This is a genomic window from Pseudomonas sp. SCPG-7, from assembly GCF_002156405.1.
In the GTDB taxonomy this organism is placed as follows: domain Bacteria; phylum Pseudomonadota; class Gammaproteobacteria; order Pseudomonadales; family Pseudomonadaceae; genus Aquipseudomonas; species Aquipseudomonas parakoreensis.
Genome location: NZ_MVOO01000003.1, coordinates 327,439 through 343,622 on the forward strand (window position 1 = coordinate 327,439; position 16,184 = coordinate 343,622).

14 protein-coding genes are annotated in these 16,184 nt (G+C 60.2%); all 14 read right to left on the reverse strand.

Annotated features, from left to right (window positions below):
• Nucleotides 1-3 precede the first annotated feature (3 nt).
• The 14 genes from ispD to B1722_RS08535 all read right to left on the reverse strand — a co-directional run bounded on the left by ispD (nucleotide 4) and on the right by B1722_RS08535 (nucleotide 16,156).
• Nucleotides 4-711, reverse strand: coding sequence for a 2-C-methyl-D-erythritol 4-phosphate cytidylyltransferase (gene ispD / locus B1722_RS08470; RefSeq protein ID WP_086792159.1), 708 nt, complete (start codon nucleotides 709-711; stop codon nucleotides 4-6).
• Nucleotides 708-986, reverse strand: coding sequence for a cell division protein FtsB (gene ftsB, locus B1722_RS08475; protein ID WP_007964293.1), 279 nt, complete (start codon nucleotides 984-986; stop codon nucleotides 708-710). The genes ispD and ftsB overlap by 4 nt, the downstream gene beginning before the upstream one ends.
• A gap of 171 nt (nucleotides 987-1,157) precedes the next feature.
• The gene (eno, locus tag B1722_RS08480) at nucleotides 1,158-2,447 is read right to left on the reverse strand and encodes a phosphopyruvate hydratase (RefSeq protein WP_041072316.1); all 1,290 of its coding nucleotides are present in this window, start codon (nucleotides 2,445-2,447) and stop codon (nucleotides 1,158-1,160) included.
• Nucleotides 2,448-2,603: 156 nt separating this feature from the next.
• Nucleotides 2,604-3,449 carry a 3-deoxy-8-phosphooctulonate synthase gene (kdsA, locus tag B1722_RS08485; RefSeq protein ID WP_007954807.1) on the reverse strand — a complete coding sequence of 282 codons (846 nt, stop codon included), beginning with the start codon at nucleotides 3,447-3,449 and terminating at the stop codon, nucleotides 2,604-2,606.
• 4 nt (nucleotides 3,450-3,453) lie between these two features.
• Nucleotides 3,454-5,085, reverse strand: coding sequence for a CTP synthase (locus B1722_RS08490; protein WP_003222153.1), 1,632 nt, complete (start codon nucleotides 5,083-5,085; stop codon nucleotides 3,454-3,456).
• A gap of 274 nt (nucleotides 5,086-5,359) precedes the next feature.
• Nucleotides 5,360-6,688 carry a tRNA lysidine(34) synthetase TilS gene (tilS, locus tag B1722_RS08495; protein WP_086792160.1) on the reverse strand — a complete coding sequence of 443 codons (1,329 nt, stop codon included), beginning with the start codon at nucleotides 6,686-6,688 and terminating at the stop codon, nucleotides 5,360-5,362.
• A gap of 132 nt (nucleotides 6,689-6,820) precedes the next feature.
• Nucleotides 6,821-7,768: an acetyl-CoA carboxylase carboxyltransferase subunit alpha gene (locus B1722_RS08500; RefSeq protein ID WP_041072320.1), complete on the reverse strand. Its 948-nt coding sequence runs from the start codon at nucleotides 7,766-7,768 to the stop codon at nucleotides 6,821-6,823.
• 139 nt (nucleotides 7,769-7,907) lie between these two features.
• Nucleotides 7,908-11,429, reverse strand: coding sequence for a DNA polymerase III subunit alpha (gene dnaE / locus B1722_RS08505; RefSeq protein WP_086792161.1), 3,522 nt, complete (start codon nucleotides 11,427-11,429; stop codon nucleotides 7,908-7,910).
• Nucleotides 11,430-11,505: 76 nt separating this feature from the next.
• Nucleotides 11,506-12,132, reverse strand: coding sequence for a ribonuclease HII (gene rnhB, locus B1722_RS08510; protein WP_086792162.1), 627 nt, complete (start codon nucleotides 12,130-12,132; stop codon nucleotides 11,506-11,508).
• An 8-nt stretch (nucleotides 12,133-12,140) separates the two neighbouring features.
• Complete coding sequence (lpxB, locus tag B1722_RS08515; protein ID WP_086792163.1) at nucleotides 12,141-13,271, reverse strand: lipid-A-disaccharide synthase; 1,131 nt, start codon at nucleotides 13,269-13,271, stop codon at nucleotides 12,141-12,143.
• Nucleotides 13,272-13,273: 2 nt separating this feature from the next.
• Nucleotides 13,274-14,050, reverse strand: a complete 777-nt coding sequence (gene lpxA / locus B1722_RS08520) for an acyl-ACP--UDP-N-acetylglucosamine O-acyltransferase (protein WP_086792164.1) — start codon at nucleotides 14,048-14,050, stop codon at nucleotides 13,274-13,276.
• Entirely contained in the window at nucleotides 14,047-14,487 is a 441-nt protein-coding gene (fabZ, locus tag B1722_RS08525; protein ID WP_003222142.1) for a 3-hydroxyacyl-ACP dehydratase FabZ, read from the reverse strand. Before fabZ ends, lpxA begins: the two co-directional genes overlap by 4 nt.
• A 106-nt stretch (nucleotides 14,488-14,593) precedes the next feature.
• Complete coding sequence (gene lpxD / locus B1722_RS08530; RefSeq protein WP_086792165.1) at nucleotides 14,594-15,649, reverse strand: UDP-3-O-(3-hydroxymyristoyl)glucosamine N-acyltransferase; 1,056 nt, start codon at nucleotides 15,647-15,649, stop codon at nucleotides 14,594-14,596.
• Between the two features lie 3 nt (nucleotides 15,650-15,652).
• Nucleotides 15,653-16,156 (reverse strand): OmpH family outer membrane protein, encoded by a 504-nt coding sequence (locus tag B1722_RS08535; protein WP_003222140.1) that lies wholly within the window; start codon nucleotides 16,154-16,156, stop codon nucleotides 15,653-15,655.
• Nucleotides 16,157-16,184 lie beyond the last annotated feature (28 nt).

A 16,184-nucleotide genomic window follows, 5' to 3' on the forward strand; every position in this document is an offset into this window, starting at 1 on the left:
CTTTCAGCGGCGGTTAGCCCAACGCTGACGCAACCACTCCAGATCTTCCGGCCGGGTGACCTTGAGGTTGTCCGCCCGCCCTTCGATCAAACGCGGTGCCAGACCAGCCCACTCCATCGCCGAGGCTTCATCGGTAATCACCGCATCCGCCACCAGACTGTCAGCCAACGCCCGATGCAAGGCACCGAGGCGGAACATCTGCGGTGTGTAGGCTTGCCAGATCACGCTGCGATCCACGGTTTCCACCACACGACCGTGCTTGTCGACCCGCTTCAAGGTGTCGCGCGCCGGCACGGCCAGCAGACCACCGACGGCATCGTCCGCCAGCTCAGCCAGCAATTTGTCGAGATCGTCACGGCTCAGGTTCGGTCGCGCGGCATCGTGCACCAGCACCCAGTCTTCATCGTCGGCACCTTGCGCATGCAAATGCAGCAAGGCATTGAGCACCGACCCGGAACGCTCCGCGCCGCCCTCGACCCGCTGAATCCGCGAGTCGTTGGCGCACGCAAGGTGCGGCCAATAAGGATCATCAACCGCCAGACTGACCACCAGCCCCTTGAGGCTTGGGTGATCGAGGAAACAGCCGAGGCTGTGTTCGAGAATTGTCCGTCCGCCCAGTTGCAGGTATTGCTTGGGACGGTCCGCAGCCATTCGGGCACCGACGCCCGCGGCAGGAATCACGGCCCAGAAGGCCGGCAGGGAATCGATCATTGCGCGAGCTGGTAAAGGGTTTCACCGTCCTTGACCATGCCCAGCTCATGGCGAGCCCGCTCTTCAACGGTCTCCATGCCTTTTTTCAACTCGCTGACTTCAGCATCCATCACCCGATTGCGCTCCAGCAGGCCTTCGTTCTCGGCGTGCTGATCAGCAATCTGCTGCTTCAGCTCGGCGACCTGCGCCAGACTGCCATTGCCCACCCACAGGCGGTACTGCAGACCGGCCAGCAGCAAGAGCAAAACGAGAAACAACCAGTAAGGACTGCGCATCGAATATCAGGTATCCAGTGAAAAAAGACAGCCACGCGAAAACTTTGAAACGTCTGATAGCACGAAGCCTGGAAGATCCAGGCTTGTGCATATAAGGCATCAGATTAGTGGCAAATCCATCGCTGTCACGACTTTTCCGACACAATCCGGTGTCTTTTTACCATCTACAGCTTAACCGCGGAACTCGGCGCGACCGTTGTACTTGGCTTTGCCATTCAACTGCTCTTCGATACGCAGCAGTTGGTTGTACTTGGAAACGCGGTCGGAACGGCACAGCGAACCGGTCTTGATCTGGCCAGCCGAGGTGCCCACGGCCAGGTCGGCAATGGTCGAATCTTCGGTTTCGCCCGAACGGTGCGAGATCACGGCGGTGTAACCGGCGGCCTTGGCCATCTGGATGGCTTCCAGGGTTTCGGTCAGGGTGCCGATCTGGTTGAACTTGATCAGGATCGAGTTGGCGATCTTTTTATCGATGCCTTCTTTCAGGATCTTAGTGTTGGTCACGAACAGGTCGTCGCCGACCAGTTGGGTTTTCTCGCCAATCTTGTCGGTGAGGATCTTCCAGCCAGCCCAGTCGGACTCGTCCAGACCGTCTTCGATCGAGATGATCGGATAACGTTCGGTCAGGCCTTTCAGATAATCGGCGAAACCTTCAGCGGTGAACACCTGGCCTTCGCCGGACAGGTTGTACTTGCCGTCTTCGAAGAACTCGCTCGCGGCGCAGTCCAGCGCCAGGGTCACGTCGGTGCCCAGCTTGTAGCCGGCGTTGGCCACCGCTTCGGAGATCACTTTCAACGCGTCTTCGTTGGACGCCAGGTTTGGTGCGAAACCGCCTTCGTCGCCAACGGCAGTGCTCAGGCCACGGGCCTTCAGCACGGCTTTGAGGTGATGGAAAATCTCGGTGCCCATGCGCAGACCTTCCGAGAAGGTCTTGGCGCCAACCGGCTGCACCATGAATTCCTGGATGTCGACGTTGTTATCGGCATGCTCGCCACCGTTGATGATGTTCATCATCGGCACCGGCATCGAGTACACACCCGGGGTGCCGTTCAGGTTGGCGATGTGTGCGTACAGCGGCAGGTCCTGGTCCTGTGCAGCCGCCTTGGCCGCAGCCAGGGACACCGCGAGGATGGCGTTGGCGCCCAGAGTTGCCTTGTTTTCGGTACCGTCGAGCTTGATCATCGCGTGGTCGAGGGCTTTCTGGTCGCTTGGGTCAGTGCCCAGCAGCAGATCGCGGATCGGACCGTTGATGTTGGCTACCGCCTTGAGCACACCTTTGCCCAGGTAACGGCTCTTGTCGCCATCACGCAGCTCGAGCGCTTCACGCGAGCCAGTGGATGCACCGGACGGCGCGCAAGCGCTGCCGATGATGCCGTTGTCGAGAAGCACGTCCGCTTCCACGGTGGGATTGCCACGGGAGTCGAGGACTTCACGACCTTTGATGTCGACGATTTTTGCCATTGTTGTAAACACTCCAAAGTTGACGAAAACGACGCAGCTAGAGGAAATCTTTTTACCGTCGGCAAGTGGTGTGCAGCGGGCAGCTTGCAGACGACAACGCACATGCCCGAGGGCATGTGCGACAAATCGTGCGGTACTTTACCGGAGAATTGAGGTTTACGCGGTTTCTACCGTCGGAAAACTCTTCACCAGTTCGTCCAGGGCTTTGAGCTGGGCCAGGAATGGCTCCAGTTTGTCCAGACGCAAGGCGCAGGGGCCGTCGCATTTGGCGTTGTCCGGATCCGGATGCGCTTCGAGGAACAGACCGGCCAGCGACTGGCTCATGCCTGCCTTGGCCAGATCGGTGACCTGTGCACGGCGCCCGCCGGCGGAGTCGGAACGACCGCCAGGCATTTGCAGCGAGTGGGTCACGTCGAAGAATACCGGGTACTCGAACTGCTTCATGATGCCGAAGCCGAGCATGTCGACCACGAGGTTGTTGTAGCCGAAGCTCGAACCACGCTCGCAGAGGATCAATTGATCGTTACCCGCTTCCACACACTTGTTCAGGATGTGTTTCATTTCCTGAGGGGCGAGGAACTGGGCTTTCTTGATGTTGATCACCGCGTTGGTCTTAGCCATCGCGACGACCAGATCGGTCTGACGCGACAGGAAGGCCGGCAGCTGGATGATGTCGCAGACTTCAGCGACGACCGCAGCCTGATCAGGCTCGTGGACGTCGGTGATGATCGGCACGCCGAAGGCTTGCTTGATGTCCTGGAAGATGCGCATGCCCTCTTCCAGGCCAGGGCCGCGATACGAGGTCACAGAAGAGCGGTTGGCCTTGTCGAAGCTGGCCTTGAACACGTAAGGGATACCGAGTTTCTCGGTAACCTTCACGTACTCCTCGCAAACCTGCATGGCCATGTCGCGGCTTTCCAGCACGTTCATGCCGCCGAACAGCACCATGGGTTTGTCGTTGGCAATCTCGATGTCGCCGACGCGGATGATCTTCTGTGCCATCGGGTTACGCCTTCTTCTGGTGTTGAGCCAACGCTGCTTTTACGAAACCGCTGAACAGCGGGTGACCGTCACGAGGCGTCGAGGTGAACTCCGGGTGGAACTGGCAAGCGACGAACCATGGATGATCCGGCGCTTCGACCACTTCAACCAGCGCGGCGTCAGCGGAGCGACCGGAGATTTTCAGGCCGGCTTCGATGATTTGTGGCAGCAGGTTGTTGTTCACTTCGTAGCGGTGACGGTGACGTTCAACGATCACGTCCTTGCCATAGCAATCGTGCACCTTGGAGCCGGCTTCGAGCAGGCATTCCTGAGCGCCGAGGCGCATGGTGCCGCCCAGATCGGACGCTTCGGTACGCACTTCAACCGCGCCGGTGGCGTCTTCCCACTCGGTGATCAGACCCACGACCGGATGGCCGCTGGCGCGATCGAACTCGGTGGAGTTGGCGTCTTTCCAGCCCAGCACGTTACGGGCGAACTCGATAACCGCCACTTGCATGCCCAGGCAGATGCCCAGGTACGGAACCTTGTTTTCACGAGCGTACTGAACGGCCGTGATCTTGCCTTCCACGCCGCGCAGACCGAAGCCGCCCGGTACGAGGATCGCGTCGACGCCTTCGAGCAGCGCAGTGCCCTGGTTCTCGATGTCTTCGGAATCGATGTAACGCAGGTTGACCTTGGTACGGTTGGTGATGCCGGCGTGACTCATCGCTTCGATCAGCGACTTGTAGGCGTCCAGCAACTCCATGTACTTGCCGACCATCGCGATGGTCACTTCGTGCTCTGGATTGAGCTTGGCATCGACGACCTTTTCCCACTCGGACAGGTCGGCGCCGTTGCATTGCAGGCCGAAACGCTCGACGACGAAATCGTCCAGACCCTGGGCGTGCAGCACGGCCGGGATCTTGTAGATGGTATCGACGTCTTCCAGGGAGATCACCGCACGCTCTTCAACGTTGGTGAACAGCGCGATCTTGCGACGCGACGACACATCCACCGGATGGTCGGAGCGGCAGATCAGCACGTCAGGCTGCAGGCCAATCGAACGCAGCTCTTTAACCGAGTGCTGGGTTGGCTTGGTCTTGGTCTCGCCAGCGGTGGCGATGTACGGAACCAGGGTCAGGTGCATCAGCATCGCGCGCTTGGAACCGACTTCCACACGCAGTTGACGGATGGCTTCGAGGAACGGTTGCGATTCGATGTCGCCAACGGTACCGCCGATTTCCACCAGGGCCACGTCGGCATCGCCGGCACCCTTGATGATGCGACGCTTGATTTCGTCGGTGATGTGCGGAATCACCTGGATGGTTGCACCCAGGTAATCACCACGGCGCTCTTTGCGCAGCACGTGCTCGTAGACACGGCCGGTGGTGAAGTTGTTGTTCTGGGTCATGGTCGTGCGGATGAACCGCTCGTAGTGGCCCAGGTCCAGGTCGGTCTCGGCGCCGTCGTGGGTGACGAACACTTCACCGTGCTGGAACGGGCTCATGGTGCCCGGGTCGACGTTGATGTACGGATCCAGCTTAAGCATGGTGACCTTAAGCCCCCGCGCCTCCAGGATGGCCGCCAATGAAGCCGAGGCAATGCCTTTCCCCAATGAAGAAACAACACCGCCCGTGACGAATATGTAGCGCGTCATGAAAAACCCTAGAAGTCTGCGTTAAAGCGGTACGAGCCGCCGGGGAAAGCGAAGGAAGGCCGAAGCCCCCGATCACCTGCATTAATCACAGTGCACCTTTCAAAAAAACCGCCGCGTTGGGACAGACCGGCAGATGAAACACCGGTACGTTGCTCGCTACACATTTTTTGGAATCGCCCAGCAAAGACTGCTTGGTAATCGGCAACTCCTGCAATTCAGGCGAATCCACAGAAGTTGTATCAAGAAGGGAGCGTAGTCTACCGGAATGCCCCTTTCATCTCAAACCTTGATCTTCGTCTGTTGGCTGCCAATGCAATTTCCAGCCGTCCGACTCCCGCCCGTCAAGCCCCGGCAGGTTCGCCACGGCGAGCAATTCTGCGCCGCGAAACAGCAGCGGCAATCTGCCACGGACGAAGCCCGGCACCGCGCGCTCATTGAGCAGGCGCTTGAGATCGCGGTGCCCACGATCGGCCAGGTGCATGACTTCGCCGCCCTGTCGATAGCCAATCCGCAACGGCCCGATGGGAGTCTGCCCGCTGAACATGACACGCCCGTTATTCGCCAAGGGTAGCGGCATCGATGGGTCATGCCAGTCAACGCTGACCGCTGGCGCACGCAGCCAGTCGCCGTTCAACCACCATATCCGACCTGCGCTGCGATGGACCTCGCCATCGGCCAGACGCCAGACCGGGGATGCATCGCTGGCAGCGCCGCACAGGTTGTCCCAACCCGACCAATGGTCAGTGTCGGGCAGCCGGGTCAGCGGTTCGAGCCAGTGGCTGAGTGCATTGCGCTGACGAGCGGCGGACAAATTCGCCAGCGGCGCCAGCTCCAGCGACGGCAGGGCCAGCCATGGAAACCCGCTCGGCGTGGCGGCTTGTGCCAGATCGAGCTGCGCCAGCTCATCGAGCAGGCCTTGCGCCTCACGCAGGTGCGCCGCACTGCGCGCCATGTTCGCCTGCGCTTGCGGCCAGCGCGCGGTGAGCAGCGGCAGCACCTGATGACGCAAGTAGTTGCGGGAGAACTGCCGGTCTTCGTTCGACGGGTCTTCGATCCAGTGCAACTGATGCGCACGGGCGTACACCTCAAGCTCGGCACGCGTGACATCGAGAAGAGGCCGCAACAGCGTGCCCTGCCCCAACGGCCGCTGCGCCGGCATCGCCGAAAGTCCGCGAACGCCGGCACCGCGCATCAGGCGAAACAACAGGGTTTCGGCCTGATCATCACGGTGTTGCCCGGTCAGCAGCACGTCATCCGCTTCGGTCAGCGACATGAACGCCGCGTAACGCGCCTCCCGCGCCGCCCTTTCAAGACTGGCGCCGGGCTGCACCATCACCCGCATCACGTGCAGCGGCACACCCAGCGCATCGCAGACCGACTGACAATGCGCCGGCCACGCATCGGCCGCAGCCTGGAGGCCGTGGTGGATATGGATGGCGCTGAGCGCAGGAAATGATTCGGTTTTTGCCAGATCGGCAAGCAGGTGCAGCAGGACGGTGGAGTCGAGACCACCGGAAAACGCGATGCGCCAATGAGCGGCGTCGCGCCAAGGCTCAAGGTTGCGCAAAAGCCGTGAAGGCAAATCAATCATGGACTGACCCATACCTTTCTCTTTGCCCCAAACAACTGTGGGAGCGAGCCTGCTCGCGAAGACGGTTTAACATTCAACTCATTCGTCGAGTGTCATACCGCTTTCGCGAGCAGGCTCGCTCCCACATGGGTATCGCGCTTCGACTTAGAGACCGTAGCTCATCAGACGATCGTAACGGCGCTTGAGCAGCGCTTCGTTGTCGAACTTCTTCAGCATCGCCAGCTGCGAGCTCAGCTCGGCGCGGATCGACGCAGCGGCAGCGGCCGGATCACGATGGGCGCCGCCCAGTGGCTCGCCGATCACCTTGTCGACGATACCCAGACCTTTCAGGCGCTCGGCGGTGATGCCCATCGCCTCGGCAGCGTCCGGCGCTTTTTCGGCGGTTTTCCACAGGATCGAAGCACAACCTTCCGGCGAGATCACCGCGTAGGTCGAGTACTGCAGCATGTTCAACTGATCGCAAACACCGATCGCCAACGCACCGCCGGAACCACCTTCACCGATCACGGTGGCGATGATCGGGGTTTTCAGGCGCGCCATCACGCGCAGGTTCCAGGCGATGGCCTCGCTCTGGTTGCGCTCTTCGGCGTCAATACCCGGGTAGGCGCCCGGGGTGTCGATGAAGGTCAGGATCGGCATCTTGAAACGCTCGGCCATTTCCATCAGACGGCAAGCCTTGCGGTAGCCTTCCGGACGCGGCATACCGAAGTTGCGGCGCACCTTCTCGCGCACTTCGCGACCCTTCTGGTGACCGATGACCATCACTGGCTGGTCTTCCAGACGGGCCACGCCACCCACAATGGCGGCGTCGTCGGAGAAGTGACGGTCACCGTGCAGTTCGTCGAACTCGGTGAAGATGTGCTCGATGTAATCAAGGGTGTACGGGCGTTTCGGGTGGCGCGCCAGGCGAGCGATCTGCCAGCTGGTCAGCTTGCCGAAGATGTCTTCGGTCAGCGTGCGGCTCTTGTCCTGCAGGCGGGAGATCTCATCGCCGATATTCAGCGAATTGTCATTACCGACCAAGCGCAACTCTTCGATCTTGGCTTGCAGGTCGGCGATCGGCTGTTCGAAATCTAGAAAATTCGGGTTCATAGGCGTCCGTCTTGGGTCGTGTCCCAAATGAGCTTGGGCCGGCCGGTTGTCTATTCGCGCCCTACCTTAAGGGAGAGGCGCGCTGAGGTCGAGATTAAAAATTCAGGTTGTGGGCAAGCGCAATGATGGCACTTGCCGGTCAACGGTATTGGAGGAAGACGTTGTCTCGCCCGAACTGGTCACGCAGGGCTTGAATCAACGCATCTGCCGGGTCGATTCGCCAGGTCTCGCCGAACTGCAGCAAGGTCTTCGCATCGGGACTGGTGTACTCCATGGTGATCGGGCACGCCCCGCGGTGACGCTTGAGCAGTTCACCCAACCAGCGTAGCTGATCGCCTTTCAAATCCTGAGTGTGCAGCTTCAGGCGCAGGCTTTCGGCCAGATTGGTCCGTGCATCCTCCATGCTCATCACCCGTTTGACCCGCAGGCGCAGGCCGCCGGAGAAGTCGTCGTTGCTGACTTCGCCTTCGACCACCACCATCGCGTCGGTCTGCAACAGCGACTGCGCAGAATGGAACGCATCGGCAAACAGCGACGCCTCGATCCGTCCCGAGCGGTCATCGAGGGTGATGAAGCCCATCTTGTCGCCCTTTTTGTTCTTCATCACGCGCAGGGCAATGATCATCCCGGCCACGGTTTGCGTGTCGCGAGCCGGTTTCAGGTCGATGATGCGCTGCCGGGCGAAGCGGCGAATCTCGCCTTCATATTCGTCGATCGGGTGACCGGTCAGGTACAGGCCCAGGGTGTCTTTCTCACCCTTGAGGCGTTCCTTGAGGGTCAGCTCCTTGGCCTTGCGGTGCGTCGCGTAGACGTCGGCATCTTCCTCGACGAACAGCCCGCCGAACAGGTCGGCATGACCGCTGTCGCGGGTGCGCGCAGTCTGCTCAGCCGACTTGATTGCCTCTTCCATCGCCGCCAGCAGCACGGCGCGGTTGCGGTCGATGTTGGCCTGATAAGCCTTTTGTTCATCGTGGAAGTACGGGCCGAGACGATCCAGCGCACCGCTGCGGATCAAACCGTCCAGCGTACGTTTGTTGATGCGCTTGAGGTCGACCCGGGCACAGAAGTCGAACAGATCCTTGAAGGGACCGGCCTGACGGGCCTCGGTGATCGCTTCCACCGGGCCTTCACCGACACCTTTGATCGCGCCCAGGCCGTACACGATGCGGCCTTCGTCGTTCACCGTGAACTTGAACTCCGAAGTGTTCACGTCCGGCGCGTCGAGGCGCAGCTTCATCGTGCGCACTTCCTCGATCAAGGTCACGACCTTGTCGGTGTTGTGCATATCCGCCGAAAGCACCGCCGCCATGAACGGCGCCGGGTAATGGGCTTTCAGCCAAGCGGTCTGGTACGACACCAGGCCGTAAGCGGCGGAGTGGGACTTGTTGAAGCCGTAACCGGCGAATTTCTCCACCAGGTCAAAAATGTTACCGGCAAGATCCGCATCGATATTGTTCGACGCACAACCTTCAATGAAACCGCCGCGCTGCTTGGCCATTTCTTCGGGTTTCTTCTTACCCATCGCCCGACGCAGCATGTCCGCACCACCGAGGGTGTAACCGGCCATGACCTGGGCGATCTGCATCACCTGTTCCTGATACAGGATGATGCCGTACGTCGGCGCCAGTACCGGTTGCAGGCCTTCATACTGGTAATCCGGGTGCGGATAAGCCAATTCGGCGCGACCGTGCTTACGGTTGATGAAGTCATCCACCATGCCCGATTGCAGTGGGCCCGGACGGAACAGGGCCACCAGTGCGATCAAGTCTTCGAGGCAGTCAGGCTTGAGCTTTTTGATCAGCTCTTTCATGCCCCGGGATTCGAGCTGGAACACCGCGGTGGTTTCAGCTTTTTGCAGCAGCTGATAAGTCGGTTTGTCATCCAGCGGGATGAACGCGATGTCCAGCGGCGGCTCGTTGACCTTGGCGCGGTCGCGGTTGATGGTTTTCAGCGCCCAGTCGATGATCGTCAGGGTCCGCAAGCCGAGGAAGTCGAACTTCACCAGACCGGCCGCCTCAACGTCGTCCTTGTCGAACTGGGTCACCAGGCCATCGCCGGCCTCGTCGCAATAGATCGGCGAGAAATCGGTCAGCTTGGTCGGGGCGATTACCACACCACCGGCGTGCTTGCCGACGTTACGCACCACGCCCTCGAGCTTGCGCGCCATCTCCCAGATTTCCGCCGCTTCCTCATCGACCTTGATGAAGTCGCGCAGGATCTCTTCCTGCTCGTAGGCTTTTTCCAGGGTCATGCCGACTTCGAACGGAATCATCTTCGACAGACGATCCGCCAGGCCGAATGATTTGCCCTGGGCTCGCGCCACGTCGCGCACCACCGCCTTGGCGGCCATGGAACCGAAGGTGATGATCTGGCTTACAGCGTTGCGGCCATATTTTTCGGCCACGTAATCAATTACCCGGTCGCGACCGTCCATGCAGAAGTCGACGTCGAAGTCGGGCATCGAGACCCGTTCCGGGTTAAGGAAACGTTCGAACAGCAGATCGTATTCCAGCGGGTCGAGGTCGGTGATCTTCTGCACATAGGCCACCAGCGATCCGGCACCCGACCCACGGCCCGGGCCCACCGGCACGCCGTTGTTCTTGGCCCACTGGATAAAGTCCATCACGATCAGGAAGTAACCGGGGAAGCCCATCTGGATGATGATATCCAGCTCGAAATTCAGCCGGTCGACGTAGACCTGACGCTTGGCCTCATAGTCTTCGGTGGTGTCCTTGGGCAGCAATACGCTGAGGCGGTCTTCCAGACCATCGAACGACACCTTGCGGAAGTATTCATCGATGGTCATGCCATCAGGAATCGGGTAGTCAGGCAGGAAGTGCTTGCCCAGCTTCACGTCGATGTTGCAACGCTTGGCAATCTCGACGGTGTTTTCGATCGCATCGGGAATGTCACTGAACAGCTCGGCCATTTCCTCGGCGCTTTTCAGGTACTGCTGATCGCTGTAATTCTTCGAGCGCCGCGGATCGTCGAGGGCGCGGCCCTCACCGATGCACACGCGGGTTTCGTGGGCAGCAAAGTCTTCCTGCTTGATGAAGCGCACATCGTTGGTCGCCACCAGCGGCGCGCCGAGCTTGTCGGCCAGGGCCACGGCGCCGTGCAATTGCTCTTCGTCGTTGGGGCGATTGGTGCGCTGGATTTCCAGATAGAAACGGTCAGGGAACACCGCCATCCACTCGCGCGCCAAAGTCTCGGCTTCGGCTGGGTTACCGCCAATCATGGCCATGCCGATCTCGCCTTCCTTCGCGGCGGACAGCATGATCAGGCCTTCGTTGGCCTCGGCGACCCATTCGCGCTCGATGATGATCATGCCGTTACGTTGGCCGTCGATGAAGCCGCGCGAGATCAGCTCGGTGAGATTGCGATAGCCCTTGGCGTTCATTACCAACAGGCTGATCCGGCTCAATGGCCCGTCCGGATCCTTGTTCGACAGCCACAGGTCGGCGCCGCAGATCGGCTTGATGCCGGCGCCCATGGCGTTTTTATAGAATTTGACCAGGGAACACATGTTGTTCTGATCGGTGACCGCCACGGCCGGCATGTTCATGCCGGTCAGCGCCTTGACCAGTGGCTTGATCCGCACCAGCCCGTCGACCAGGGAGTATTCAGTGTGCAGGCGTAGATGAACGAATGAAGCCGGCATAGTGATCCTGTCCAGTTACATAGAGACAACAAGGCCCGGATTGTACCGGGCCTCGAACAAAACATCAGCCTTGCGCCTAAACCTGCGTCAGACCTTCCAGCGCCTCGTAAGCCTGACGCACCGGGGCGAACGAGCGCCGGTGAATCGGCGTCGGGCCAAGACGCACCAACGCTTCCAGATGAACGGGCGTCGGATAGCCTTTATGGCCGCCGATGCCGTAACCCGGGTAGATCAATTCGAATGCCGACATCTCGCGATCGCGACTGACTTTGGCCAGAATCGACGCCGCGGCAATCGCCGGTACCTTGCTGTCACCCTTCACCACCGCTTCGGCGCGCATCGGCAGTTTCGGGCAGCGGTTACCGTCGATCATCGCCAGTTTCGGCTGAATATGCAGACCGGCCACCGCGCGCTGCATGGCGAGCATGGTCGCGTGGAGGATGTTCAGCTCGTCGATTTCCTCGACTTCGGCGCGGGCGATGCACCAGCTCAGGGATTTCTCGATGATCTCGTCGTAGAGCTTCTCGCGCTTGGCTTCAGTGAGTTTCTTCGAGTCGTTGAGACCGAGGATCGGCCGGTTTGGATCGAGGATCACCGCCGCCGTCACCACTGCGCCGCACAACGGGCCGCGACCGACTTCGTCGACACCGGCCACCAGTTCTTCGACTTCGGCGACCAGGGTGAAATCCAGGCCCATTTGCATCGTCTTGCTCATTGTTTCCGACCGATCAGGTTAAGGACGGCATCCGCCGCCTGATTGGAAGCATCCAGCCGCAGGGTTCGGTGGATTTCGTCGAAGCCTCGGGTCTGCTCTTCGCCGCCTTCGATCAATGGCAACAAGGTCTGCGCCAATGCCTCGACTGTCGCATCATCCTGCAACAATTCCGGCACCAAGAGCCGTTGGGCCAGCAGGTTCGGCAGCGACACGTACGGGCTCTTGACCATGCGCTTGAGAATCCAGAAGGTCAGCGGCGCCAGGCGATACGCAACGACCATTGGTCGCTTGTACAGCAACGCCTCAAGCGTCGCCGTGCCCGAAGCGATCAGCACCGCGTTGCACGCCGCGAGAGCCAGATGGGATTTGCCATCGAGCAGGGTCACCGGCAAGTCGCGGCCAACCAGCAACGCTTCGAGCTGTGCGCGACGCTCGGCATTGGCGCACGGGATGACGAAGCGCAGCCCCGGGCGCATGGCCCGCAGACGCTCGGCCGTATCAAGGAACAGCGCGCCCAGACGACCCACTTCACCACCGCGACTGCCGGGCATCAACGCCACCAGCGGCCCGTCGGGCAAGCCGAGTTCGGCACGCGCAGCGGCGCGGTCGGCCTGCAACGGAATGGTATCGGCCAGCGTATGACCGACGAACCGCACCGGCACGCCTTTCTCTTCGTAGAATTTTGCTTCAAATGGCAACAGGGTGAGCATCAGATCGCAGCCTTCGCGAATCTTCAGCACACGCTTCTGGCGCCACGCCCACACCGACGGGCTGACGTAGTGCACGGTCTTGATCCCGGCCTGACGCAGCTTGAGTTCGATATTGAGGTTGAAATCCGGGGCATCGATGCCGATGAACACGTCCGGCTTCTCGGCGATCAGCGTGGCGATCAGGTCCTTGCGGCGCTTGAGCAACTCGCGCAGCCGCCCGAGCACCTCCACGAGCCCCATGACCGAAAGGCGTTCCATGGGGAAATACGACGTCAGGCCTTCAGCCTGCATCAACGGACCGCCGACACCGATAAACTCGACTGCCGGATGCTGCGCCTTGAGGGCGCGCATCAAACCGGCGCCCAAAATATCCCCGGAAGCTTCGCCCGCCACCAGCGCAATACGCAGATTGGCCATGATCAGCGGGTGATGCCGCGAGTCGAGGACTGGATCGAATCACGGAACAGCGCGACTTCCGGGAATTGCGCAGCAGGTTCAACCAGTTCGGCCAGCGCTTGCTCCACGGTCAGCCCCTGGCGATACACCGTTTTATAGGCGCGGCGCAGCGCATGAATCGCGTCTTCACTGAAACCGCGGCGGCGCATGCCTTCGAAATTCATGCTGCGCGCTTCGGCGGGGTTGCCGAATACGGTGACGAACGCCGGAACGTCCTTGCCGATAGCAGTGCCCATGCCGGAGAAGCTGTGCGCGCCAATATGGCAATACTGATGAACCAAGGTGAACCCGGACAGGATCGCCCAGTCGTCAACGTGCACATGCCCGGCCAACGCGGTGTTGTTGACCAGAATGCAGTGGTTGCCAATGACGCTGTCATGCCCGATGTGGGCGTAGGCCATGATCAGGTTGTGATCGCCCAGCGTGGTTTCCGAACGGTCCTGCACGGTGCCACGGTGAATGGTCACGCCTTCGCGGATGACGTTGTGGTCACCGATCACCAGACGGGTTTCTTCACCTTTGTACTTCAGATCGGGCGTGTCTTCGCCTACCGAGGAAAACTGGTAGATGCGGTTGTGCTTGCCGATGCGGGTCGGGCCTTTGAGGACCACGTGCGGCCCGATCACAGTACCCTCGCCGATTTCCACACCTGCGCCGATGATCGACCACGGGCCGACCTCGACGCCGTCAGCCAGAATGGCCGACGGATCGATGATTGCACGAGGGTCAATCAAACTCATAGCTTGCGTTCCGCACAGATGATTTCCGCCGAGCAGACCGGCTTGCCGTCGACCGAAGCCTGGCATTCGAATTTCCAGATCTGACGCTTGCAGCTGATGAACTTGGCTTCAAGGATCAACTGGTCGCCCGGCAGCACTGGCTGGCGGAAACGCAGTTTGTCGGAACCGACGAAGTAGTACAGGGTGCCGTCGGCCGGTTTTACGTCAAGCATTTTGAAACCGAGGATCCCGGCAGCCTGGGCCATCGCTTCGATGATCAGTACGCCCGGCATGATCGGGTGCGCCGGGAAGTGGCCGTTGAAGAATGGCTCATTGATGCTGACATTCTTGTAGGCGCGAATGCGCTTGCCTTCAGTGTCCAGTTCCACCACCCGGTCCACCAGCAGGAACGGGTAACGGTGAGGCAGGTATTCGCGAATCTCGTTGATGTCCATCATTTCGGGGGGAAGCCTATGTAAAGATTGGGAGCGCGACTGACGCGCACTCCTCTAGCAAATCAAGGAGGCAGTCTAGAGGCTGTGCACACTTGATATGGAAATGGTATCAGCCATCAGATGAAGCATTGCTGCCGGGGGTCACTTCCCCGACGCGCTTTTCCAGCTGCTTCAAACGTCGCGCGAGGTCATCGAGCTGACGGATGCGGGCCGCGCTTTTGCGCCATTCGGCCGCCGGTTGCATGGCTGTGCCGGACGAATAGGCACCCGGCTCGGTAATCGAGTGGGTCACCATGGTCATCCCGGTCAGGAAAACGTTGTCGCAAATATCGATGTGCCCAACCAGGCCGACACCACCGGCGAGCATGCAATGCTTGCCGATTTTGGTGCTGCCGGAGATACCGACACACGCCGCCATGGCGGTGTGATCACCGACCTGGACGTTGTGCGCGATCTGGATCTGGTTGTCGAGTTTCACGCCGTTGCCGATCACGGTATCTGCCAGCGCACCACGGTCGATGGCGGTGTTCACGCCGATCTCGACATCGTCGCCGATGGTCACGCCACCGATCTGGGCGATCTTCTGCCAGATACCTTTCTCGTTGGCAAAACCGAAACCTTCACCACCGAGCACGGCACCGGACTGGATCACTACGCGCTTGCCGATGCGCACGTCGTGGTACAGCGTCACCCGCGGAGCGAGCCAGCCGCCCTCACCGATTTCACTGCGTGCACCGATGACGCAATGGGCGCTCAACGTGACCTGCGCACCGATGCGCGCACCCGCTTCGATCACCACGAACGGACCAATGCTGGCGCTTGGATCAACCACTGCATCCGGCGCAATCACCGCTGTGGGATGAACACCCGCAGTGGCTTTCGGTTTCGGATCGAACAGGTGCGAGATGCGTGCATAAGCCAGGTAAGGATCCGGCACCACCAGTGCGTGACCGGCAAAACCGTCGGCATCAGCCTCCTTGAGCAATAGCGCAGCCGCCTGGGAACTTGCCAGGTATTTGCGATACTGAGGATTTGCCAGAAAGCTCAACTGAGCTGGGCCAGCCTCCTGCAAGGTGGCTAGCCCAGTAATTTGCGTCTCGGGGTCGCCACGCAGGGTGGCGCCGAGGAACTCGGCCAACTGGCCGAGCTTGATAGTCACGGTCATGGGTTACTTCAGCTGATTCATGCGCTCGATAACCTGGCGCGTGATGTCGTACTGAGGTTTGACATCGATCACTGCGCCACGCTCGAACACCAGGTCAAAACCACCTTTCTTGATGACTTCTTCCACTGCGCTATCCAGTTTCGGCTTCAGCTGCTTGAGCATTTCGCGGTCGGCAACTGCCTTGGCTTCGTTCAGTTCCTTGGACTGGAACTGGAAGTCACGGGCCTTTTGCTTGAACTCAAGCTCCAGACGCTCACGCTCGCCCTGCTGCATCTTGTCGCCACCGGCCATCAGACGGTCCTGAATGCCTTTGGCGCTGCTTTCCAGCGTCTTGAGCTTGGTCAGTTGCGGACCGAACTTCTTCTCGGCATCCACCGCGTATTTCTTGGCCGCATCGGATTCCAGCAATGCCATCTGATAGTTCAGAACGGCGATTTTCATGTCGGCGAACGCCGGGCCTGCCACCAGTACGGAGGCCAGGAGAACCAATTGAGTCAACTTACGCACGATGCACTCCTACAAAATCCATTGTCGT